Below are 19,494 nucleotides of genomic sequence, written 5' to 3'. Positions count from 1 at the left end.
GCGACCTCGCCGGCGTCCTCAGCAGCGGGGGCCTTCTCCTCGGACTCCTCGACGACGACCGGAGCCTCCTCAGGCTCCTCAGACTGCTCAGGCTCCTCGAGCTGCTCGACGGACTCGGTCGACTCAACAGACTCGACAGGTACAGCGGGCTGGGCCGATTCAGCCGCCTCAGCGAGCTTCACGACCTCGGCATCCTCAGCGGGCTCCTGCTTCTCCTGGGCCTCGCCGCCGGACTCCTCAGCCTGCTCGGACTGCTCGACGGACCCAGCCGGCTCGTCCTGAGCCTCGTCGCCGAGGTTGAGGGTCGGGGTGTCATCAGCGTCCGGGCCCTCCGCGGAGTCGCCATCGGCGGCCCTCCCCTCAGGCTGCTCGGCGGCCGGGGCCGCCTCAGGCTCCTCGACGGACCCGGCCGGCTCAGCCGGCTCAGCAGCCTCAACGGCGTCGGCTGCTGCCTCGGAGGCGGCAGGCTTCTCCCCGCGGTTGACGGACTGGCTCATGGGCGGCGGTTCCTCTCAGGCCTCGGCACGACGACGGCGGGCGTTCTCGCGGAAACGCTCCTGGGAGTTGAGGATGACCTTGCGGATGCGCACGGCCTCCGGGGTGACCTCGACGCACTCGTCGTCGGCGGCGAACTCGAGGGCCTCCTCCAGGGTGAGGCGGCGCGGCGGCACAAGGGCCTCGAAGGTGTCCGCGGTCGAGGAGCGCATGTTGGTCTGCTGCTTCTCGCGGACCACGTTGACATCCATGTCCTCGCCGCGGGGGTTCTCCCCCACGACCTGCCCCTCGTAGGTCTCCTGGGTGGGCTCGACGAAGAAGCTGCCGCGGTCCTGCAGGCGGATGAGCGCGTAGGCGGTCACGGCCCCGGCGCGGTCGGAGACGAGGGAGCCGGTGGTGCGCGAGACGATCTTCCCGGCCCAGGGGGCGTAGCCCTCGGCGATGGAGGAGGCGATGCCGGTGCCGCGGGTCTCGGTGAGGAACTGGGTGCGGAAGCCGATGAGGCCGCGGGCCGGCACGAGGAACTCCATGCGGATCCAGCCGGTGCCGTGGTTGGTCATGGTCTCCATCTGGCCCTTGCGGGCGGCCATGAGCTGGGTGACGGCGCCCAGGTAGTCCTCGGGGACGTCAATGGTCATGCGCTCGATGGGCTCGTGGCGCTTGCCGTCGACGGTGCGGGTGACCACCTGCGGCTTGCCGACGGTCAGCTCGAATCCCTCGCGGCGCATCTGCTCCACGAGGATCGCCAGCGCCAGCTCGCCGCGTCCCTGGACCTCCCAGGCGTCGGGCCGGGTGGTGGGCAGGACCCGCAGGGACACGTTGCCGATGAGCTCGCGGTCCAGGCGGTCCTTGACCTGGCGGGCGGTGACCTTGGCGCCCTTGGTGCGCCCGGCCATCGGGGAGGTGTTGATGCCGATGGTCATGGCGATGGCCGGGTCGTCCACGGTGATGAGCGGCAGGGGGCGCGGATCCTCGGGGTCGACGAGGGACTCGCCGATGGTGATGTCCTCGATCCCGGCGACGGCGACGATGTCACCGGCGTGCGCCTCCTCGGCGGGCTTGCGGTCCAGGCCCTCGGTGACGAGGAGCTCGGAGACTCGGGCGGAGGCCAGCGAGCCGTCGTGGCGGGCCCAGGCCACCGTCTGCCCCTTGCGCAGGGTGCCGTTGTGGATGCGCAGCAGCGCCAGGCGCCCCAGGAAGGGTGAGGCGTCCAGGTTGGTGACGTGGGCCTGCAGGGGGGCGCCCTCCTCGTAGGAGGGGCCGGGGATCCGCTCGATGATGGTGCGGAAGAGCGGCTCGAGGTTCTCACTGGCCGGCAGCTCGCCGTCGGCCGGGGCCTCGGTGTCGGCGCGGCGGGCCTTGGCGGAGGCGTAGATGACGGGCACGTCCAGGACGGCGTCGAGGTCGATGTCGGGGTGCTCGTCGGCCAGGTCACTGGCCAGGGACAGCAGCAGGTCGGTGGACTCGGAGACGACCTCGTCGAGCCGGGAGTCGGGGCGGTCCACCTTGTTGACCACGAGGATGACCGGCAGGTTCGCGGCCAGGGCCTTGCGCAGCACGAAGCGGGTCTGGGGCAGGGGCCCCTCGGAGGCGTCGACGAGGAGGACGACGCCGTCGACCATGGACAGCCCGCGCTCGACCTCACCGCCGAAGTCGGCGTGACCGGGGGTGTCGATGACGTTGATGATGATGCCCTCGGGGCAGCCGGCGTCCGCGGCGGAGGGCCCCGAGTAGTGGACCGCCGTGTTCTTGGCGAGGATCGTGATGCCCTTCTCGCGCTCCAGCTCGCCGGAGTCCATGACGCGCTCGCCGGTGGTCTCCTCGGTGGCCCGGGCCCCGAAGGCCCCCGCCTCCCAGAGCATGGCGTCGACAAGAGTGGTCTTGCCGTGGTCGACGTGGGCGACGATGGCGACGTTACGCAGGTCCTGGCGCACGCTCATAGGGGGCACTTCTTCCGGTGGGGGACGCCGCGGGCCAGGTACCGCTCACGGCACCAGCCACAGGGCAAGAAACAGGGAAAGATTAGAGGACGCCGGTCGTGACCTGCCATGGCAGGGCCAACACCCGCCCTGTGCGCCCACTCACGCTCAGGTCACCGGGAGGCCACGTCACAGGAGCACGGTCACGGCCGCGAGCGCGACGGCGAGCAGCCCGGCGGCCAGAAGGACCGGACGGTTGAGGCTGCTGGTCACGCCGGTGGCCGCGCCCGGCGCGGAATCGTCGGAGTCCCGAGCGGGACGGCTGCGCGCCTGCTCGGCGTAGGCCTCGATGAGGGACCCGGCGTCGCCGGTGTCGAGGTTGGTGCGGTGAGTCCCCTCCCCCGTGAGGTACTCCGGGCGCACCACCGGGGCCGGATCGCGGCCTCGCAGGCCGTCGCGCCGCTCCTGCTGCTCGCGCAGCTCCTGGCGGCGTCGGAAGGACTCGGCCATGCCGCCACGGCGGGGAGCGGCCGAGGCGCGCACCTCGACGTCGTCGGGCGTGATGACCGACAGTCCCCAACGGGTGCGGCACAGCTCGACCGCGTCCCAGCCCAGCACGTGGGTACGCCAGGCGTTGCGGATGGTGAGGGCCTGCGGGGTCAGGGTGATCTGCGGAGCCCACCACAACAGCCAGGTGAGGAAGGTGAGCGCTCCCGCCCAGGCCGTGGTGCGCAGCCCGTAGGCGGCTCCGTCGGCCAGGCCGGTCGTCAGGGACATCCCCGCCGCGGCCAGGCCGATGAGGGCGGTGCCCAGGCGGGCCGGCAGGGAGCGGATGACGACGGTCGGCATGGCGGCCGGCATGGCGGCCGGCACAGTGGTGGGCACGGTTTCCTGCACGGGCACATCATGCCCGGCGCTCACTCCTGGGCCGCCTTGCCCGCCGTCTCATCTCCCGCCTCATCACCGTAGAGGTCGATACCCGCCCCGGGGACGGCCCGGATGAGCTCTCGGGTGTAGTCCTGGCGCGGATTGGCGAAGAGCTCATCGGCCGCCCCGGACTCCACGATCCGCCCGTGCTCCATGACGACGACGTCGTCGGCGATCTGGCGCACGACGGCCAGGTCGTGGGTGATGAACAGGTAGGTCAGCTCCAGCTCGGCCTGCAGGTCGGACAGCAGGCGCAGGATCTGGGCCTGGACCAGCACGTCCAGGGCGGAGACCGCCTCGTCGAGGACGACGATCTCCGGCTTGAGGGCCAGGGCGCGGGCGATGGCGACGCGCTGGCGCTGGCCGCCGGAGAGCTCGTGGGGGTAGCGGCGCATGACCGAGCGCGGCAGGGAGACCATGTCGAGCAGCTCGGCGACGCGCTCCTCGCGCTCCTTGGCGGTGCCGATCCCGTGGACCCGCAGCGGCTCCTCGACGACGCGGAAGATCGAGTACATCGGGTCCAGGGACCCGTAGGGGTTCTGGAAGACCGGCTGCATGATGCGCCGCAGGGCGAAGAGCTCCTTGGGTCCCAGGGTGGACAGGTCCACCCCGTCGTGGAACACCTTGCCGGAGGTGGGGTCGATGAGGTTGAGGATGATGTTGGCGACCGTGGACTTGCCCGAGCCCGACTCCCCCACGAGCGCCGTCGTCGTGCCCTTGCGGATACCGAAGCTGACGTCGTCGACGGCGGTGAGGGTGTTGTCCTCGCCGATGGGGCCGCGCACCTTGAAGACCTTGGTGAGGTGCTCCACGCGCAGGATCTCCTCGGTGGAGCTCGATCCGAGGCTGGCGCCCAGGAGCTCGTCCTCGGTGACCTGGATGCCGCGGGCGTGGGCGGACTCGATGCGCCGGGAGGCCAGGGAGGGGGCCGCCTTGACCAGGCGCTGGGTGTAGGGGTGGCGGGGCTCCTGGAGCACCTCGAGGCTGGGGCCGGACTCGACGACCCGGCCGCGGTGCATGACGATGATGTGCTCGGCCCTCTCGGCGGCCAGCCCCAGGTCGTGGGTGATGAAGAGCATCGCGGTGCCCAGCTCGCGCACGAGGGTCTGGAGGTGGTCGAGGATGCGTCGCTGGACGGTGACGTCCAGGGCGCTGGTGGGCTCATCGGCGATGAGCAGGTCGGGGCGGGCGGCCAGGCCGATGGCGATGAGGGCGCGCTGGCGCATGCCGCCGGAGAACTCGTGGGGGTACTGGCTGGCTCGCCGGGAGGCCTCGGGCAGGCCGGCCTGCTCCAGCAGGAGGGCCACCTGCTCGTTGACGTCGATGCGCCCGCCGGCGGCGGGGGCGGGCTGGTCGGCGCCCTCGGTGTGCTCGGCCATGAGGTGGGCGAGGCGGTCGTCGGCGACGCCGGCCAGGCCGTTGGCCCGCAGCGCCTCCTTGACCTGGAAGCCGATGGACCACACCGGGTTGAGGTTGGACATGGGGTCCTGGGGCACCAGGCCGATGGAGGAGCCGCGCAGGGCGGTGAGCTCCTGGGTGCGCAGGTGGGTGATGTCGCGGCCCTGGAAGCGGATCGTGCCGCCGGTGACCCGGCCGGTTCCGGGCAGCAGCCCGATGACGGCGTGGGCCAGGGTGGACTTGCCCGAGCCCGACTCCCCCACGATGGCGACCGACTGGCCGGGGTAGAGGGTCAGGTTCGCCTTGCGCACGGCCGGCACGAGCCCGGTCGAGGAGCGGAAGGCGACCTCCAGGCCGGTGATCTCCAGGAGGGGGTCCTTCTCGGCGTTCCAGGAGGCCGCGGGGGCGAAGGTCTTGTCGGAGGCGCCTGAGGCGGTGGTGGATGCGTTGGAGGGTGTCACTTGCGGGCCTTCGGGTCCAGGGCGTCGCGGACGACGTCGCCGAGCATGATGAAGCCGAGCACGGTCAGGGCCAGTGCGCCGGCGGGGAAGAGCAGGACGCTGGGGTGGCTGTTGAGGGCGTCCTTGGCGGCCGCGATGTCCGCGCCCCAGGAGACGACCGAGGAGGGCAGGCCGATGCCCAGGAAGCTCAAGGTGGCCTCCGAGACGATGAAGACGCCGAGCTCGACGGTGGCCGTCACGATGATGGGGGCGGCCGCGTTGGGCATGACGTGGCGCAGCAGCATGGCCAGGCGTCCCGAGCCCAGTGCCCGCGAGGCGGTCACGTAGTCCTCGTTCTTGACGCTCATGACCGACCCCCGCGTGATGCGGGCGATCTGGGGCCAGCCGAACAGGGCCAGGACCAGGATGACGGTGAGGATCGAGCGGTCGTTGCGGAACATCTGCATGACGACGATGGCCGCCAGGACGAAGGGCACGGCGAAGAAGATGTCGGTGACGCGCGAGAGCAGCGCGTCGAAGAAGCCGCCGAAGAAGCCGGCCAGGGCCCCGACGGCCGAGCCGACGAGGACCACGACGAGGGTGGTGAAGACGCCCACGCTCACCGAGGCCCGGGCCCCGTGGACGGTGCGGGCGAAGATGTCGCAGCCCTGGATGTCGAATCCGAAGGGGTGGGCCCAGGAGGGCCCCTGGTAGGAGTTGACCAGCGTGCAGTAGCCGGGGTCGCGCGGGGCGATGAGCCCGGGCACGAGGGAGAAGGCCACGGCCACGGCGATGAGCACCGAGGCCGCCCAGAAGATGGGGCGACGGCGCAGCTGCCTCCAGGCATCGACCCACACGGAGGCCGGAGCGGACTCGTCGGCGACGGCGTCGACGGCGCCCAGGCCGATCTCGTCGTCGGCGATGACGAAGCGCTCCTGGCCCGGACGCACGGCGGGCGAGGGCGTGGCAGACACAGCGTTCTCGGGGTTCTCGGTGTTCTCAGGCATAGCGGATCCTCGGGTCCAGGGCGGCGTAGAGCAGGTCCACCAGGAGGTTGGAGATGATGAAGACGAGCACGAGCACGGTGGTGAAGGACACGACCATGGGGCCGTCGCCGCGGATGATGGCGGAGTAGAGGGTGCCCCCCACGCCCTTGATGTTGAAGATGCCCTCGGTGACGATGGCCCCACCCATGAGGGCTCCCAGGTCCGCGCCCAGGAAGGTGACGACCGGGACCAGGGAGTTGCGCAGGACGTGGACGATCATGACGCGGGCCCCGCTCAGGCCCTTGGCCCGGGCGGTGCGCACGTGGTCGGCGGTGAGGTTCTCGGCCACCTCGGTACGGGTCAGGCGCAGCACGTAGGCGAAGGAGACGGCGCCCAGCACGACCGCGGGCATGAGCAGCTCGGTGAAACCGGGGCTCTCACCGGCGGTGACCGGCAGCCAGCCCAGGCGTACCCCGACGATGAACTGCAGGACGAAGCCGATGACGAAGGTGGGCACGGCGATGACCACCAGGGAGAGCACCAGGACGGTGGCGTCGAACCAGCCGCCCTTCCTCACCCCGGCGATGAGGCCGAAGCCGATGCCCGCGATGGCCTCGAAGGCCAGGGCCATGAGGGAGAGCTTGATGGTGATCGGGTAGGCCCGCACCAGCACGTCGAGGACGGACTCGGTCCCCCGCAGCGACTGGCCCAGGTCCAGGGTGAACAGTCCCTTGAGGTAGAGCAGGTACTGGACGATGAAGGGCTTGTCGAGGTGGTAGCTGGCCTTGATCTGGGCGATCACCTCGGGGCTGAGCGAGCGCTGGCCCCCGAGCGCGGCGATCGGGTCGCCCGGCAGGGCGAAGACCATGGCGTAGATGAGCAGCGTGGCCCCGAAGAACACCGGGATCATCTGCAGCAGTCTGCGTCCAACGTAGTCAAGCATGTCTTCTTCCTCCCTCAGAACTTGGAGATGGCCTCGGCCCGCGCCCACAGGCGTCTGGCCTCGTCCGGGTCGTAGGTGAGGACCTCGTTGCCCGGGACATCGGCGGTCCAGCCCACGACGGTGGGGCGGTGAAGTCCTTGGCGGGCGTGCGGGTGCCGTAGTAGAGCTTGTCGCAGATGAGCTTGCGGTCGATGGCCCGGCAGATGGCGGCGCGGCGGGCGCGCCCCTCCTCGTCCATCTTCCAGTGCTCGTGGGTGACGTCGATGGCGAGTCCTTGGAAGAAGGCGGCGGGCTTGTTGATGGCGCGCTCGCCCAGCTGCTTCTGGAAGATGGGCAGGAAGGCGTCGGGGACGGAGTCGGCGATGTCGATGGCGCCTGCCAGCAGGTCGTTGTAGACCGAGTCGTAGCTCGTGTACAGCTTGAAGGTGATGCCCTTGTTCGCCACGGTGCGCCCGCCGGCGTAGGCGGGGTTGGGCTCCAGGACCATCCGGCTGTCGTGGTCCCAGGAGACGAGCCGGTAGGGGCCGTTGCCCACGGGTTTGATGCCGTAGGCCTTGATGTCCTTGAAGGCGGAGTCCGGCATCGGGTAGTAGGCGTAGTGCCCCAGGCTGATCTTGAAGTCCGACGCCGGGGCGTTCAGCTCGACCGTGAAGGTGAGGTCATTGACCTTGGTCAGCCCGGTCAGCTCGGAGTCCTCGTCGTAGGAGAAGCCCTTGATCCGCTCGAAGAAGGAGGAGCCGAGCTGGGCGTTGGACAGCAGGGCGCCGAACTTCCAAGACTTGATGAAGGAGTCGGCGGTCACCGGGCTGCCGTCGGAGAAGGTCCAGCCCGGTTTGAGGGTGATCGTGTAGTGCTGGTTGTCCGTCGTCTCAATGGAGGAGGCCACCTCGTTGACGACGTTGCCGTCCTTGTCGTAGCGGATCAGGCCGGCGTAGATCAGGTCGAGGATCCGCCCGCCGTTGGCCTCGTTGGTGTTGGTGGGCAGCAGCGAGTTCTGCGGCTCGGAGAGATTGGCCAGGATGACGCCGCCGTTGGCGCTGGAGCGGACCTCCTCGTAGACCGGGATGCCGGTCCAGTTGAAGTCGACGTTGGAGGCGTTGCGGGAGTAGCCGCCGAACCCGTTCTGGTACCACAGCGGGATGCCGGGCAGGTCGGCGAAGAGCTGGGACTGGGCCTGGCGGAAGTAGCCGTAGGCGGTCTGGGGGTCGGTGGCCGCTGCCGCCTTGGCCAGGAGGTCGTCGAAGGTCTTCGAGGAGTACTGGGAGTCGTTCGCGCCGGCACCGGTCTGGAAGGTGGCGTTGAGGAAGTTCTCCAGCGAGGGGTAGTCGGCCGACCAGCCGCTGCGGAAGGCGCCCAGGAGGGTGTGCTTGGTGATGGCGGTGCGCATCTCGGAGAACTGGGCCACCGGCAGGGGCTCCATGGTGATGCCCAGGACGTTGGACACCGAGTGGCACACCGCCTCGGCCCAGGTCTTGTGGGGGCCATCGGAGTTGTAGGCCAGGGTCAGCTTGCCGCTGCCGCTGCCCAAACCGTCTCCACCGGAGCTCGATCCGCGCGAGCATCCTGAGACCAGGAGCAGGCCGAAGGCGGCCGCGCCGAGCCCGAAGCCACGGCGCGACACTGTCAGGGCGTTGTTCATGCGACCTCCATGGGGCATGGAACCGACTGGGATTCGTCACTGGGACAGAGGGTTTCCGGCGCGCTGAGGGGCTCAGGCGCCGCCCATAGGCGGGCATACTACGTCCGCCGAGGAAACAGAATCGACACGTGGAACAGGTGTCAAACCGTGAGAAACTGGCACGCTCAGGCGTTCCAGGCCTGGGCGAGCAGCTCGTAGGAGCGGCGCCGCAGGGCCGGGTCGTGGGCGTAGGTGACCACGAGGATCTCGTCGAGGTCCCACCGGGCGGCCTGCTCACGCAGGCGGGCGGCGACGTCGTCGGCCGTCCCGACGAAGGACAGGAACATGGCCGCCTCGACGGCTCTCTCCTTGCCGGGCGCGTAGGTGCGCCAGGCCTGGGGGTCCTGGCTGGGCGGGTCCAGTGGCCCGGGCCGGTTGCCGACGATGCGGGCGGCGGCGGCCATGGCGGTGCTGAACAGCAGGCGAGCCTCCTCCCGGCTGGGAGCCACCATGGCATTGACGGCGGCCGCGACCCGCGGAACGTCCGGCGCGCCTTGGAGGTCTGGGGCGTCTGCCGTTCGGGACTCCAGGACGGAGCGGTAGGTGGCGATCGCCGCGTCGGCCTGGACCGGGGCGAAGTGCGAGGCCACGGCGAAGGGCAGTCCGAGCCTGCCCGCCACGCGGGCGCCGTTGACCGAGGAACCGAGCACCCACACGTCGGGGTGGGTGCCCTCCCCCGGGATGGCCCGCACTCGGGGGCCGCCGGACTCTGGGGCGTGGAGGGCGTGGTCAGGAGCTCCGGGGGCGCCCAGGAGGAGGGAACCGGGGACCCGTTCCGGCCCGGGCGCGTCACCGAGGTAGGTGAGGATCTCCAGGATCTCCTCGGCGAAGCGCCCCGGGTCGGAGGCCCCTCGGCGCAGGGCGGCGGCCGTGCGCCGGTCGGTTCCCGGGGCCCGTCCCAGCCCCAGGTCGACCCGGCCGGGGTAGAGGGTGGCCAGGGTTCCGATCTGCTCGGCGACGACGAGCGGGGCGTGGTTGGGCAGCATGATCCCGCCGGAGGCGACACCCAGGCGCTCGGTGGCGGCCAGGACCTGCCCCATGAGGACGATGGTCGCCGAGGACAAGTAGGTGGTGGAGCCGTGGTGCTCGGCCAGCCAGTAGCGCTCGTAGCCGGCGGCGTCGGCGGCTCGAGCGAGGGCGATCATGTCGGTGAGGGCGTCGGTGCGGCTGCGCCCGGCGCTGACGGGGACCATGTCCATGACGGACAGGACGGGTACGGCCCGCCTTTCGGGCTGACTCATGCGGGCACTCTAACCCCCTCCGACCGCCCCGAAGCGGGCCTTGAGACCCGTGTGCCCCGCCGAGCACGGAGCTCGGCTGGGCACACGGGAGAGTCAGACCCCTACGGTCAGGGCGGTCAGCGAAGTCGGCTGCGCACGGGCAGCAGGCCGGTGGCGACCACGGACTTGAGGATGTCTCCCACGATGAAGGGCACCAGACCCAGGGTCAGGGCAGTGCTCCAGCCAGCGCCGGTGGCGACCTTCAGCCAGATGAGGCCCGGGACGTAGACCGAGGCCGAGGCCAGCAGCATGAGGGCGGTGCCGGTGGCGACCCGGGCGGTCGCGGAGCCGGAGTGGCGCGACCACACGGTGGCGGCGCGTCCGGCGATGACGGCGATGAGGACGTAGCCGACGACGTAGCCGAAGGTCACGACCGTACCGCCGCTCCAGCCGGCCAGGACCGGGGCCCCGACAGCGGCCAGGGCGCCGAGGAGCAGCGCGGACAGGGCGCCGCGGCGCGAGCCGAGCACGGCACCGACACCCAGGGCTGCGAAGGTGCCCAGGGTGATCGGCACAGGAGTGAAGGGCAGGGGGATCGAGATCTGGCCGATGAGAGCCAGGGCGAGCGTTCCAACCAGGACCAGCCCGGCCTCACGGACGTGGGCGAGTGCAGGACTGTGGGCGAGGCTACCGACGGCTGACGTGGAGGGTTTGGTGACCATGGCTCCACCCTACGGGGATCGCCGACAGGACGAACGACCGGTTCCCACCGAAGAGCCACCGCGCAGCTTGTAGGTTTCCTACAAGGATGACGCGGTTAACTGCCTTGAAATCCGCGATTACCCGGTGATTCTCACAGTTCGGGCAGGTGTCCGTCGATCCAGGTGAGGATGTCGCCGGTGACCTGGTCCCGGTTGGTCTCGTTGAGCAGCTCGTGGCGCCCGCCCGGGTAGAGGATGACGCAGACCTCCCGCACACCGGCGCGGCGGTAGAGGGTGGCGGCCCGCTGGACGCCCCGCCCCATAGCCCCGACCGGGTCCCGGTCACCGGAGGCCAGGAGCATGGGCAGCCCCGCGGGCACCGCCGTGGCGTGGGAGGCCGTGTTGACGGCGCCCTGCCCGGCCACCAGGTCGCGGAAGAAGCTGGAGGTGCACACGAATCCGCACCAGGGGTCGGCGACATAGCGGTCGACCTCGTGAACGTCCCGGCTGATCCAGTCGGCCTCGGTACGGTTGGGGGCGAAGTACCGCTGGTAGGGACCGAAGGCGAGCGCGTTGAGCAGCCGGGAGGGGCGGCGCGGGCCGCGCAGCCGGGACTCACCGGCGCAGATCGCTGCGGCGGGGCCGGCCAATGCGCCGATCCCCGCACCGGTCCCCAGCAGGATGAGGCCGGCCAGCTCGCCGCCGCGGCGCGCGGCCAGGTCGCGGGCCAGGAAGGAGCCCCAGGAGTGGCCCATGAGGAAGACCGGAACATCGGGCCAGGCCCGCCGGGCCGCGTCCAGCACGGTGCCCATGTCGGCCATGACCCTGTCCCACCCGTCTCGCTCAGCGATGAAGCCGAAGCCACCCGGTGCGGCGGTGGCCCCGTGGCCTCGATGGTCCTCGGCCAGGACCGCATAGCCCTCCTCCACGGCGGAGGCGGCGAAGCGGGCGTAGCGCGAGGCGTGCTCGGCCATGCCATGGGCGATGACGATGATGCCCCGGGGGCGGGCGGCGCCGGGCACCTGCGGGCGCAGCGCGGCCGGGGTACGCGCTTGGGCGCCGGCCTCGGGAGCGTCGGTTACCTGGAGGGAGCCGTCGATGAGCCACTCGGGGAGCCAGATGTGCACGACCAGGCGCGTTCCGTCGTCGGCCGTGAGCCGAGTAAGGCTGGTCTGCATCAAGTCCTCCTCAGGCAGCGTCGTCAATCGACGTCAACGGGGCGTCGGTCGGGCTCGGGTCGGCATTGGTCATCATTGATCGTGTCGACGGCTGATGGTCGGCAGTGACGTCGGGGTCGCGGGCTGGGCCCGGGCTCTCCCGTCACCCCAGGGTGAATCCTAGTTGTCCGACGTCGAGCCGGCAGCGTTACCGCCGAGGCGATTCTCAGATGCCTCAGGACGGGCACGCTGCTGAGCTGCTGCAGACGGCCACTGATGACTGACTGAACCGGAGCATCGCCTACATTCCTGATGGTTTCATGAGTTCCGGTCGCCCGTATCCCGACAGTTCTCCCCACTCGCCCTGCCCGCCCGGCCCCGCTCCGCCACCTGGTCTACGGTGGTCGCCATGGCCGCCCACTCCTTCACTCTCGTTCCCGCCGTCTACGTCTACCTCCTGCGTCCCGATCCGGGCGCCGTGGACCGGGACGCCGTGGCGGCGAGCAGCGCGACCCAGGTGCTCCTCCAGCTGCGGCGGGGCACCGGCTACATGGACGGGCACTGGGCCTGCGGCGCCTCGGGTCATGTCGAGGCCGCCGAGAGCGTCCTGGAGGCGGCTCTGCGTGAGACCGATGAGGAGCTGGGGATCGGCGTCGAGGCGGAGGACCTGACGGCGCTGACGGCGATGCACCGCACCAATGACCTGGGCGGTGCGGCTCTGGAGCAGCGCATCGACCTGTTCTTCACGCTGCGGACCTGGGCGGGCACGCCGAGCGTGCGTGAGCCGGCCAAGAACGCGGGTCTGCGCTGGTTCCCCCTGACCGATCTGCCCGAGGCCGTTCCGCCGCACGAGCGCCACGTCCTGGAGATGCTGGCCGCCTCCCTCGCCGGCGGGGAGCCGGTCCCCCCGGTCATCACCTTCGGATTCGATGAGGGCCAGGACATCGCCCGCTACGGCGTCGCCCTGCCGCACTGAGCTCGGCCCGCCAGGAAGTCCTCGATGGCGGGCAGCTCGCGGCGGGCCTGGGCCAGGCCGGCCTCGAAGGCGGTGACGATGCGGTCGTAGCGCAGCTCGCCGTTGGCGATGGGCATGCGCTCGGGCCGGAAGAGGTAGGCGCGCCCCTGGCTGCGCAGGTGCTCCAGCTCCTCGATGGTTCGGTTGTAGTTCTCGGGGCGGTCGACGACGGCCTGGACCAGGGCCGGGTAGCGGGCGTAGAGCCGCTGGAGGACCTCGATCTCGTGACGTCGCATGGGCGGTTTGCGGTAGCCCTCGGGGCGGGTCATGACCACGAGCAGCTTGTCGTAGCCGTCGGCGCGGGCGGCGTCGATGGCGAAGCCACCGGTGGGCCCGACGGCGCCGTCCACGTAGGGGGCGCCGTCGACCTCGACCATGGGCATGAGCACCGGCATCGACGACGACGCCCGGGCCCGCACCAGCAGGTCCTCCATGGTGGGCATGTCCTCCAGGCCCCAGTAGACCTCCTCGCCGGTGTCGCAGCGGAAGGCGCCCAGGCGCACTGTCGTGGGCGATGCGGCGAAGGTCTCCCAGTCGAAGGGGATGGACTCGTCGGGTGCGGAGGTGTGCAGGTAGATGTGCTCGGAGTTGAAGTAGCCCTTGCCAGTCACGAAGCTGCCCCAGCCGCCGGCCTTGGGGTCGGTGGTCAGCCCCAGGTAGGCCTCGCGGGTGCGCCAGGTGTCCCGGGAGACGAAGTTGCAGGTGTTGGTGCAGCCCGCCGAGATGCCCCCGACCCAGGGGAAGGAGAGCCCGGCCTCCAGCATGACGCGCACGAGGCCGGCCGTGTAGGCCCCGCGCATGCCGCCGCTCTCGAAGACGAGGGCGACGTCGTCGGGGCCGTGGGTGACGGGTGCGGGCCGGTGCTCAGGGTCGGTGACGGGGACGGGCCGTTGGACAGGGTCGGTGACGGGGGCAGGACGCGAGCTCACGCCCGGGAGCCTATGAGTTCCATTGAGTTCCATGGTGTGATCGCACGGGTGATTCCCGCCCCATATCTGTTGAGCGGTCGGGTGCCTGCTGAGTGGTCGGGAGAGTAGCGTGAGGCCATGACGACCTCCAGCGCGCTGCGCATTCTTGAGCCGATGACCATGCGCGGGCTGACCGCCCGCAACCGCCTGTGGCTGCCGCCGATGTGCATGTACTCGGTCGAGGCGCAGGACGGCGTCGTCACCGACTGGCACGTGGTCCACTACGCCAGCCGCGCGGTGGGCGGTTTCGGCACGATCATCGTGGAGGCCACGGCGGTCACCCCGGAGGGGCGCCTGTCCCCCTACGACCTGGGGCTGTGGTCGGATGAGCAGGTCGCCGGCCAGCACCGCCTGGTGGAGGCGATCCACGCCGGCGGCGCCCTGGCCGGCATCCAGATCGGGCACGGCGGGCGCAAGGCGGGGACCGCCCCGTGGCGCCCCAAGGTGGAGGGCGCGCGCACCGGCACCCTGGAGGGCTGGGAGCTGCTGGCCCCCAGTGCGATCCCCTTCCCCAAGCACGCGGTTCCCACCGAGCTGGACGAGGCCGGGATCGGTCGGATCGTGGAGGCCTTCGCGGCGGCCGCGCGGCGCGCCGTCGAGGCCGGCTACGACGTCGTCGAGGTCCATGGCGCCCACGGCTACCTCATCCACGAGTTCCGCTCCGCCCTGTCCAACCAGCGCACCGACTCCTACGGCGGCAGCGTCGAGAACCGGCAGCGCCTCCCCCTTGAGGTGGTGCGGGCCGTGCGCGAGGCCATCGGGCCGGAGACGGTGCTCGATATCCGCCTGTCGGCCTCGGACTGGGCCGAGGGCGGCGTCACCGGTGAGGAGACCGCCGCCTTCAGCCGCGAGCTGGTGGAGGCCGGCGTCGACGTCCTGCACGTCTCCAGCGGCGGCAACGTCCCGGCCGCGGTCCCGGTGGGGCCCGGCTACCAGCTGCCGCTGGCCGAGCAGGTCAGGCGGGCCGTGGCCGGCAGCGACGTCCCGGTGGTGGGCGTGGGACTCATCGAGGAGGCGGCCCAGGCCGAGCAGGCGCTCATCGCCGGGCAGGCCGACGCGATCGCCGTGGGCCGGGCCGCAATGCGCGATCCGTACCTGCCGCTGCGCTGGGCGGCGGACCTGGGGGCGCGTTCCTGGGACGAGGCCCCCTGGCCCATCCAGTACTGGCGCGGCACCTGGAGCTGAGCGGTCCCCGTCCGCCCGGGGCCGCCGGCCCTATCCGACGGCGTCGAGGTAGAGCCAGCGGCCGGCGCGGCGAGTGAAGCGGGAGCGCTCGCGCAGGGCGTCGTCCACCACTCCCCCGCGCCCGTCGCCACTGCGGTAGGTGGCGGTGAACTCCACGATGCCGGTCTCGTCATCCGCCCCGCCGTCGACGGTCTCGTGGATGGTCAGTCCCGTCCACCGGGTCCCGGGGTGGCAGTAGGGCCCCTCGGGGCGGGTGCGCGGGTGCCAGGTGCGGAAGAGGTAGTCCTCGTCGCCGACGACGAAGGCCGTGTAGCGCGAGCGCATGAGGGCCTGGGCGGTGGGCGCCGGGGCGCCGTCGTGGAGCGGCTCGCAACACTGGGCGTAGGTGCGCCCGCCGCCGCAGGGGCAGGGGTCGGCGCCGTGCACGCCGGCGGCGCGGATCGGCGAGTCCGGCTGGGCCCCGCGGCCCGCCCGCTCCCCCGCCATGCTCAGGCCCCCTGCCAGTAGGCGTGCAGGGCCTGGGCGAGCCAGGGGCCGTCCTGGACGCCGCACATCTCGCGGGCCGAGTGCATGCTCAGCAGGGGCACGCCGACGTCGACCGTGGTGATGCCGAGGCGGGTGGCGGTGATGGGGCCGATGGTGGACCCGCAGGGCACGGCGTTGTTGGAGACGAAGTCCTGGCTGGGCACGCCCGCGGCGGCGCAGGCCCGCGCCCAGATCGCGGCGCCCGCGGCGTCGGTGGCGTAGCGCTGCTGGGCGTTGATCTTGAGCAGGGGGCCGTGGTTGATGAGCGGCTGGACGGCCGGGTCGTGCAGGTGGGCGTAGGAGGGGTGGACGGAGTGTCCGGCGTCGGCGCTCACGCAGGTCGAGCGGGCCAGGAGGGCATCGAGGCCGTCACCGCTGACCCTCAGGGCTCGGGCCAGGCGCCGCAGGAGCGTCTCGAGGAAGGGTCCGCCCGCCCCGGAGCGGGTGTCCGAGCCGACCTCCTCGTGGTCGAAGGCGACCAGGATGACGGGTTCGGCGGGCTCGGTCCCGGCGGCCGCGAGCGCCTCGAGGGCGACCAGTCCGGCGTGGACGGAGGAGAGGTTGTCCAGGCGGGAGGAGGCCAGGAACTCTCCGTCTCGGCCGAAGCGGGCGGGCGCCTGGGTGGGGTAGGTCAGGACGTCGTGGCCGGCGAGCTCGGCCGGGTCGATGCCTGCGATCTCGCACAGGTGGGTCTCGACGGCGTCGGGGGCGGCGTCGGGGGCGGCCAGTGACCACAGGGGCAGCAGGTGGGTCTGGCGGTCCAGGTGGAGGGTGTCGTTGACGCTGCGGTCCAGGTGCGGGGCGATCTGGGACACGCGGGCGATGGGGCCGGTGCGCACGAGGTGGACGGTGCCGTCGCGGGTGGTCAGGCGTCCGGCCAGGCCCAGCTCGCGGTCGAGGAAGGAGGCGAGCAGGGGGCCTCCGTAGACCTCGGCGTTGATGAGCTGCCAGCCGGAGCGGACGAGGGCGGCGGCGGGCTTGAACTTGAGGGCCGGGGAGTCGGTGTGGGCGCCGACGACGCGCAGGCCCGTCCCCGGGGTGAGTGCCTCGGGCAGCGCCCAGGCGGCGATGGCGCCGTCGCGGATGACGTAGCCGCGGCGCGGCAGGTCCTCCTCCCAGGTGACGGTCTCCTCGGCGCGGGTGAAGCCGGCCCCCTCCAGGCGGCGGGCGACCTCGGCTGCGGCGTGGTAGGAGCTGGGCGAGGCGGTGACGAAGTCGATGAGCGAGTCGGTGTAGGCGTCGTCGTCGTGCAGGATCGCGGCGGCGTCGGTGGTGGCCTCGGTGGCGGCGAGGGCACCGGAACAGGGGCTGGGCGAGGCAGTGGCGGGTGTGCTGGCGGGATCAGTCATGGTCCCAGTCTTCCACCGGTGCGCCCCATGCCCGGTCTGTCTCCCGACCGAAACCCACCGTGAGGTAGGGCAGAATCGGGGCATGAGCATCTCTCAGCCGGTCATCCCGCCCGCCTCGTCCACACCCGTGCGCGCCGTCCTGCTCGATGCCGACGGCGTTCTTCAGCTCATCGGCACCCCGTGGGGCGAGGCGCTGACCCGAGGCGGCGGACCCGCCTTCGCCCAGGCCATGATCGATGGTGAGACCGACGCCCTGGCGGGCCGGGAGACCCTGACCGAGCTGCTGGAGCGGGTGGTGAGCAGCCTGGGGCTGGAGCTGCGCGCATCGGACCTGTTGGAGATGTGGCACCGGGCCACGCCCGACCCTCTGGCCTGGCAGCTGGCGGGGGACCTGCGCGAGGCCGGTTACACCACAGTCCTGGCCACCAATCAGCAGTGGGAGCGTCGAGCCTGGATGCGCGAGGAGCTGGGCTATGACGGCCTGTGCGACATCGACGGCTACTCCTGCACGCTGGGGGTGGCCAAGCCGGATGCCGCCTACTTCCACCGGCTGCTGGAGCTCGCAGGGGTGGAGGCGGACCAGGCCCTGTTCGTCGATGACAGCGCCACCAACATCGCCGCGGCCCGCGAGGTGGGCTTGCGCACTATCCACCACCCGGCCGACGCCGGCGGCGAGCTGCTGCGCCGCGAGGTCGCCCAGGTCTTGACGCAGGCCGCCCCTCCGCCGCAAGGATGAGCCGGCGGGCCGCTGTTCCTCCTTTCGGAACTTGCCCAACCGGCGCGGTCGGGGAAGACTCCCTCTGACAGGAGCCATCACCGGGAAGGACACCTCATGGCAGGAACCGCGACGGACGACCGGGCCCCCGGGACCGCCACCGCTGAAGCCGCTGCGTCCACCGTCGAGTCCTCCGCCCCCACGGCCCGCCGCGCCCCGGAGGTCTTCCTGCGCCTCATCACGGCGATCCACTCCATCCTGCCGGGCTTCGTGCGCCGTCGGCTGCCGGTGACCTTCATCGGCTACGCGATCATCAACGGCTCCGCCTTCTTCCTGGACATCACCTGCCTGTGGGTGTTCTACAACCGCCTCCACTGGTTCTACCCGGTGGCGGTCACGGTCGGCTACGTCATCGCGGCCGTCTACTCCTTCCTGCTCAACCGGTGGCTGAACTTCCAGGCCCACGGGCACGTCGTCCAGCAGGGGGCGGGCTACATGGCCGGGGTCATCAGCCAGTACGTCATCTTCATCCTGGGCCTGTCCTCGCTGCTGCACTGGTTCGGGGTCAATGCCGAGCTGGCGCGCGTCATCTCGGCCTGCTGCGAGGGCATCTACCTCTACGTGTTCATCCGTCTGTTGGTGTTCCGCGGGGTGCCGGAGCCCGAGGAGCAGCACCAGTAGGCACCCGATCGGGGACGTACTTCTCCGACGAGGACTGCGTTGTCCCCCAGATGACTGGGGTCCGACCTCAGTCATCTGTAGGAGAAGTACGTCCTGGACGGGAAACGCAGTTCCCGATTCAGAGTGTCATGGCTTCTGAGACGCTCGCTCGGGCGGGAGTCCGGGGACCGGTCGTCCCGGCGGCGATGGCGGGCTGACGGAGGAGGCCTGGCGGGTCGCCGGTGCCCCTCTGCGGAGGGACACTCAGACGCCGCGCCCTCACCAGGAGGCGCGGGTCGTCTCGGTGGGGCCGTCGAGCTCGGTGAAGCCGGCGTCGGTGACGCTGACGGGCCGGGTGGTGGTCTCCCACTGCTCCCGGCTGGGTACGACGACGCGCACCCGGTAGCCGTCGTCGGCCCAGGCCCGCCTCAGGGCGGGCGGCATGGCGCTGCTCTCCCAGGCCAGCTGAGCGGCGTGGCCGCACTGGGCGGCCAGCTTGCCCGAGGTCATCTCGTGCAGGGGCGTGGCCTCGATCGTCACGAGGGCCCCGGCGGAGGCCGACGCCGCCGTGAGCGCGATCTCCTCGGCCGCGGCCGGGTCTTTGGCGGCGCGCGCGGTGATCTCGGCGGGCGGCGGGGGCATCTCGTCACCGGGCGGGAAGTGGGTGCCCTCCACCTGGGTCTTGGCCAGGGCCCCGGGCAGGGGGCGCACCGGTCCGGGGACGAAGGCGCGGGCGGCCGCCTGCCCCCAGCCGGTGGGGCCCTCCTGGGTGACGGTGACGCCGTCGATGCCCTGGACCTCCTCCCAGCGCTTGCCCCGGGCTCGGCGCACGAGCTTGCGGATGCGCCCGTCGCGCCAATAGCCGACGGCCGAGCTCCACGGCCCGCCGGGGGCGGCGGCAGGTGAGGCCAGGAGGGAGACGACGGCGCGGGCGGCGGCCTCGGCGACGTCGATGCGCCGGGGCGGGTGGACCTTGTCGTAGCGCACGGCGATCTGCATGCCCCAGGGCACGGTGTGGTCCGGGTTCCCGGACAGGGAGGGCAGAGGCGATGACGGCAGGAACGGCGATGCGGAGTGCGGCACGGGCAGGAGCCTACGGGGTCGCGATCGACGCCGTCAGGTCCCGCCCGCTCCCCCGGCCCCTGCCGGGATGCTGGAGGCGCAGGAGCGTTCGGGGGCATGATCGACCGCCACTATCTCCCACCAGGTGGCG

The 19,494-nt window shown here is 71.4% G+C and carries 17 protein-coding genes and 1 pseudogene; 4 read left to right on the top strand and 14 right to left on the bottom strand.

The genetic code is table 11. The features are described 5' to 3' along the window. The 10 genes and pseudogenes from BKH32_RS01855 to BKH32_RS01810 all read right to left on the bottom strand — a co-directional run. Window positions 1-497 (bottom strand): annotated as a pseudogene (locus tag BKH32_RS01855) (VanW family protein); the annotation flags it as partial. Window positions 498-512: 15 nt separating this feature from the next. After that, a complete protein-coding gene (gene typA, locus BKH32_RS01850; protein ID WP_075248364.1) occupies window positions 513-2,435 on the bottom strand; it encodes a translational GTPase TypA in 1,923 nt (640 codons plus the stop codon). Window positions 2,436-2,603: 168 nt separating this feature from the next. Beyond that, window positions 2,604-3,299 carry a hypothetical protein gene (locus BKH32_RS01845; protein WP_256690416.1) on the bottom strand — a complete coding sequence of 232 codons (696 nt, stop codon included), beginning with the start codon at window positions 3,297-3,299 and terminating at the stop codon, window positions 2,604-2,606. Between the two features lie 32 nt (window positions 3,300-3,331). Continuing rightward, window positions 3,332-5,200, bottom strand: coding sequence for a dipeptide ABC transporter ATP-binding protein (locus tag BKH32_RS01840; RefSeq protein WP_075248363.1), 1,869 nt, complete (start codon window positions 5,198-5,200; stop codon window positions 3,332-3,334). Continuing rightward, a complete protein-coding gene (locus BKH32_RS01835) occupies window positions 5,197-6,186 on the bottom strand; it encodes an ABC transporter permease (RefSeq protein ID WP_075248362.1) in 990 nt (329 codons plus the stop codon). Before BKH32_RS01835 ends, BKH32_RS01840 begins: the two co-directional genes overlap by 4 nt. Further along, window positions 6,179-7,108: an ABC transporter permease gene (locus BKH32_RS01830; protein WP_075248361.1), complete on the bottom strand. Its 930-nt coding sequence runs from the start codon at window positions 7,106-7,108 to the stop codon at window positions 6,179-6,181. Before BKH32_RS01830 ends, BKH32_RS01835 begins: the two co-directional genes overlap by 8 nt. Continuing rightward, window positions 7,101-8,747, bottom strand: coding sequence for an ABC transporter substrate-binding protein (locus BKH32_RS01825; RefSeq protein WP_256690415.1), 1,647 nt, complete (start codon window positions 8,745-8,747; stop codon window positions 7,101-7,103). The genes BKH32_RS01830 and BKH32_RS01825 overlap by 8 nt, the downstream gene beginning before the upstream one ends. Window positions 8,748-8,911: 164 nt before the next feature. Next, entirely contained in the window at window positions 8,912-10,027 is a 1,116-nt protein-coding gene (locus BKH32_RS01820) for an LLM class flavin-dependent oxidoreductase (protein ID WP_075248360.1), read from the bottom strand. A gap of 116 nt (window positions 10,028-10,143) precedes the next feature. Beyond that, a complete protein-coding gene (locus tag BKH32_RS01815) occupies window positions 10,144-10,728 on the bottom strand; it encodes a biotin transporter BioY (RefSeq protein WP_075248359.1) in 585 nt (194 codons plus the stop codon). A 131-nt stretch (window positions 10,729-10,859) separates the two neighbouring features. Then, window positions 10,860-11,885 (bottom strand): alpha/beta hydrolase, encoded by a 1,026-nt coding sequence (locus tag BKH32_RS01810; RefSeq protein WP_075248358.1) that lies wholly within the window; start codon window positions 11,883-11,885, stop codon window positions 10,860-10,862. 388 nt (window positions 11,886-12,273) lie between these two features. On the opposite strand from BKH32_RS01810, the gene BKH32_RS01805 reads away from it, so the two are divergent. Next, a complete protein-coding gene (locus BKH32_RS01805; protein WP_075248357.1) occupies window positions 12,274-12,840 on the top strand; it encodes an NUDIX hydrolase in 567 nt (188 codons plus the stop codon). Here the strand turns inward: BKH32_RS01805 and BKH32_RS01800 are convergent. After that, the gene (locus BKH32_RS01800) at window positions 12,816-13,808 is read right to left on the bottom strand and encodes a patatin-like phospholipase family protein (RefSeq protein WP_075248356.1); all 993 of its coding nucleotides are present in this window, start codon (window positions 13,806-13,808) and stop codon (window positions 12,816-12,818) included. The genes BKH32_RS01805 and BKH32_RS01800 overlap by 25 nt on opposite strands. 117 nt (window positions 13,809-13,925) lie before the next feature. Here BKH32_RS01800 and BKH32_RS01795 point away from each other — a divergent pair, with 117 nt between their 5' ends. Further along, window positions 13,926-15,032: an NADH:flavin oxidoreductase/NADH oxidase gene (locus BKH32_RS01795; RefSeq protein WP_075248355.1), complete on the top strand. Its 1,107-nt coding sequence runs from the start codon at window positions 13,926-13,928 to the stop codon at window positions 15,030-15,032. Between the two features lie 30 nt (window positions 15,033-15,062). Here the strand turns inward: BKH32_RS01795 and BKH32_RS01790 are convergent, their stop codons facing one another. Both BKH32_RS01790 and BKH32_RS01785 read right to left on the bottom strand, forming a co-directional pair. After that, window positions 15,063-15,518, bottom strand: coding sequence for a YchJ family protein (locus BKH32_RS01790; protein WP_075248354.1), 456 nt, complete (start codon window positions 15,516-15,518; stop codon window positions 15,063-15,065). A gap of 2 nt (window positions 15,519-15,520) precedes the next feature. Continuing rightward, window positions 15,521-16,906, bottom strand: coding sequence for a M18 family aminopeptidase (locus BKH32_RS01785; RefSeq protein ID WP_178384527.1), 1,386 nt, complete (start codon window positions 16,904-16,906; stop codon window positions 15,521-15,523). Window positions 16,907-16,988: 82 nt separating this feature from the next. Here BKH32_RS01785 and BKH32_RS01780 point away from each other — a divergent pair, with 82 nt between their 5' ends. Together BKH32_RS01780 and BKH32_RS01775 are read left to right on the top strand one after the other, a co-directional pair. Further along, window positions 16,989-17,642: an HAD-IA family hydrolase gene (locus BKH32_RS01780; protein ID WP_075248353.1), complete on the top strand. Its 654-nt coding sequence runs from the start codon at window positions 16,989-16,991 to the stop codon at window positions 17,640-17,642. Between the two features lie 96 nt (window positions 17,643-17,738). Next, window positions 17,739-18,302: a GtrA family protein gene (locus BKH32_RS01775; RefSeq protein ID WP_075248352.1), complete on the top strand. Its 564-nt coding sequence runs from the start codon at window positions 17,739-17,741 to the stop codon at window positions 18,300-18,302. Window positions 18,303-18,560: 258 nt separating this feature from the next. Here BKH32_RS01775 and BKH32_RS01770 read toward each other — a convergent pair whose 3' ends face one another. Then, window positions 18,561-19,280, bottom strand: coding sequence for a peptidyl-tRNA hydrolase (locus BKH32_RS01770; protein ID WP_075248351.1), 720 nt, complete (start codon window positions 19,278-19,280; stop codon window positions 18,561-18,563). Window positions 19,281-19,494 lie beyond the last annotated feature (214 nt).

Origin of the sequence: Actinomyces oris (assembly GCF_001929375.1) — a bacterium.
Taxonomy (GTDB): Bacteria; Actinomycetota; Actinomycetes; order Actinomycetales; family Actinomycetaceae; genus Actinomyces; species Actinomyces oris_B.
The sequence above is the reverse complement of the archived record's forward strand: the minus strand, read 5'-3'. Positions and strand labels throughout refer to the sequence as shown.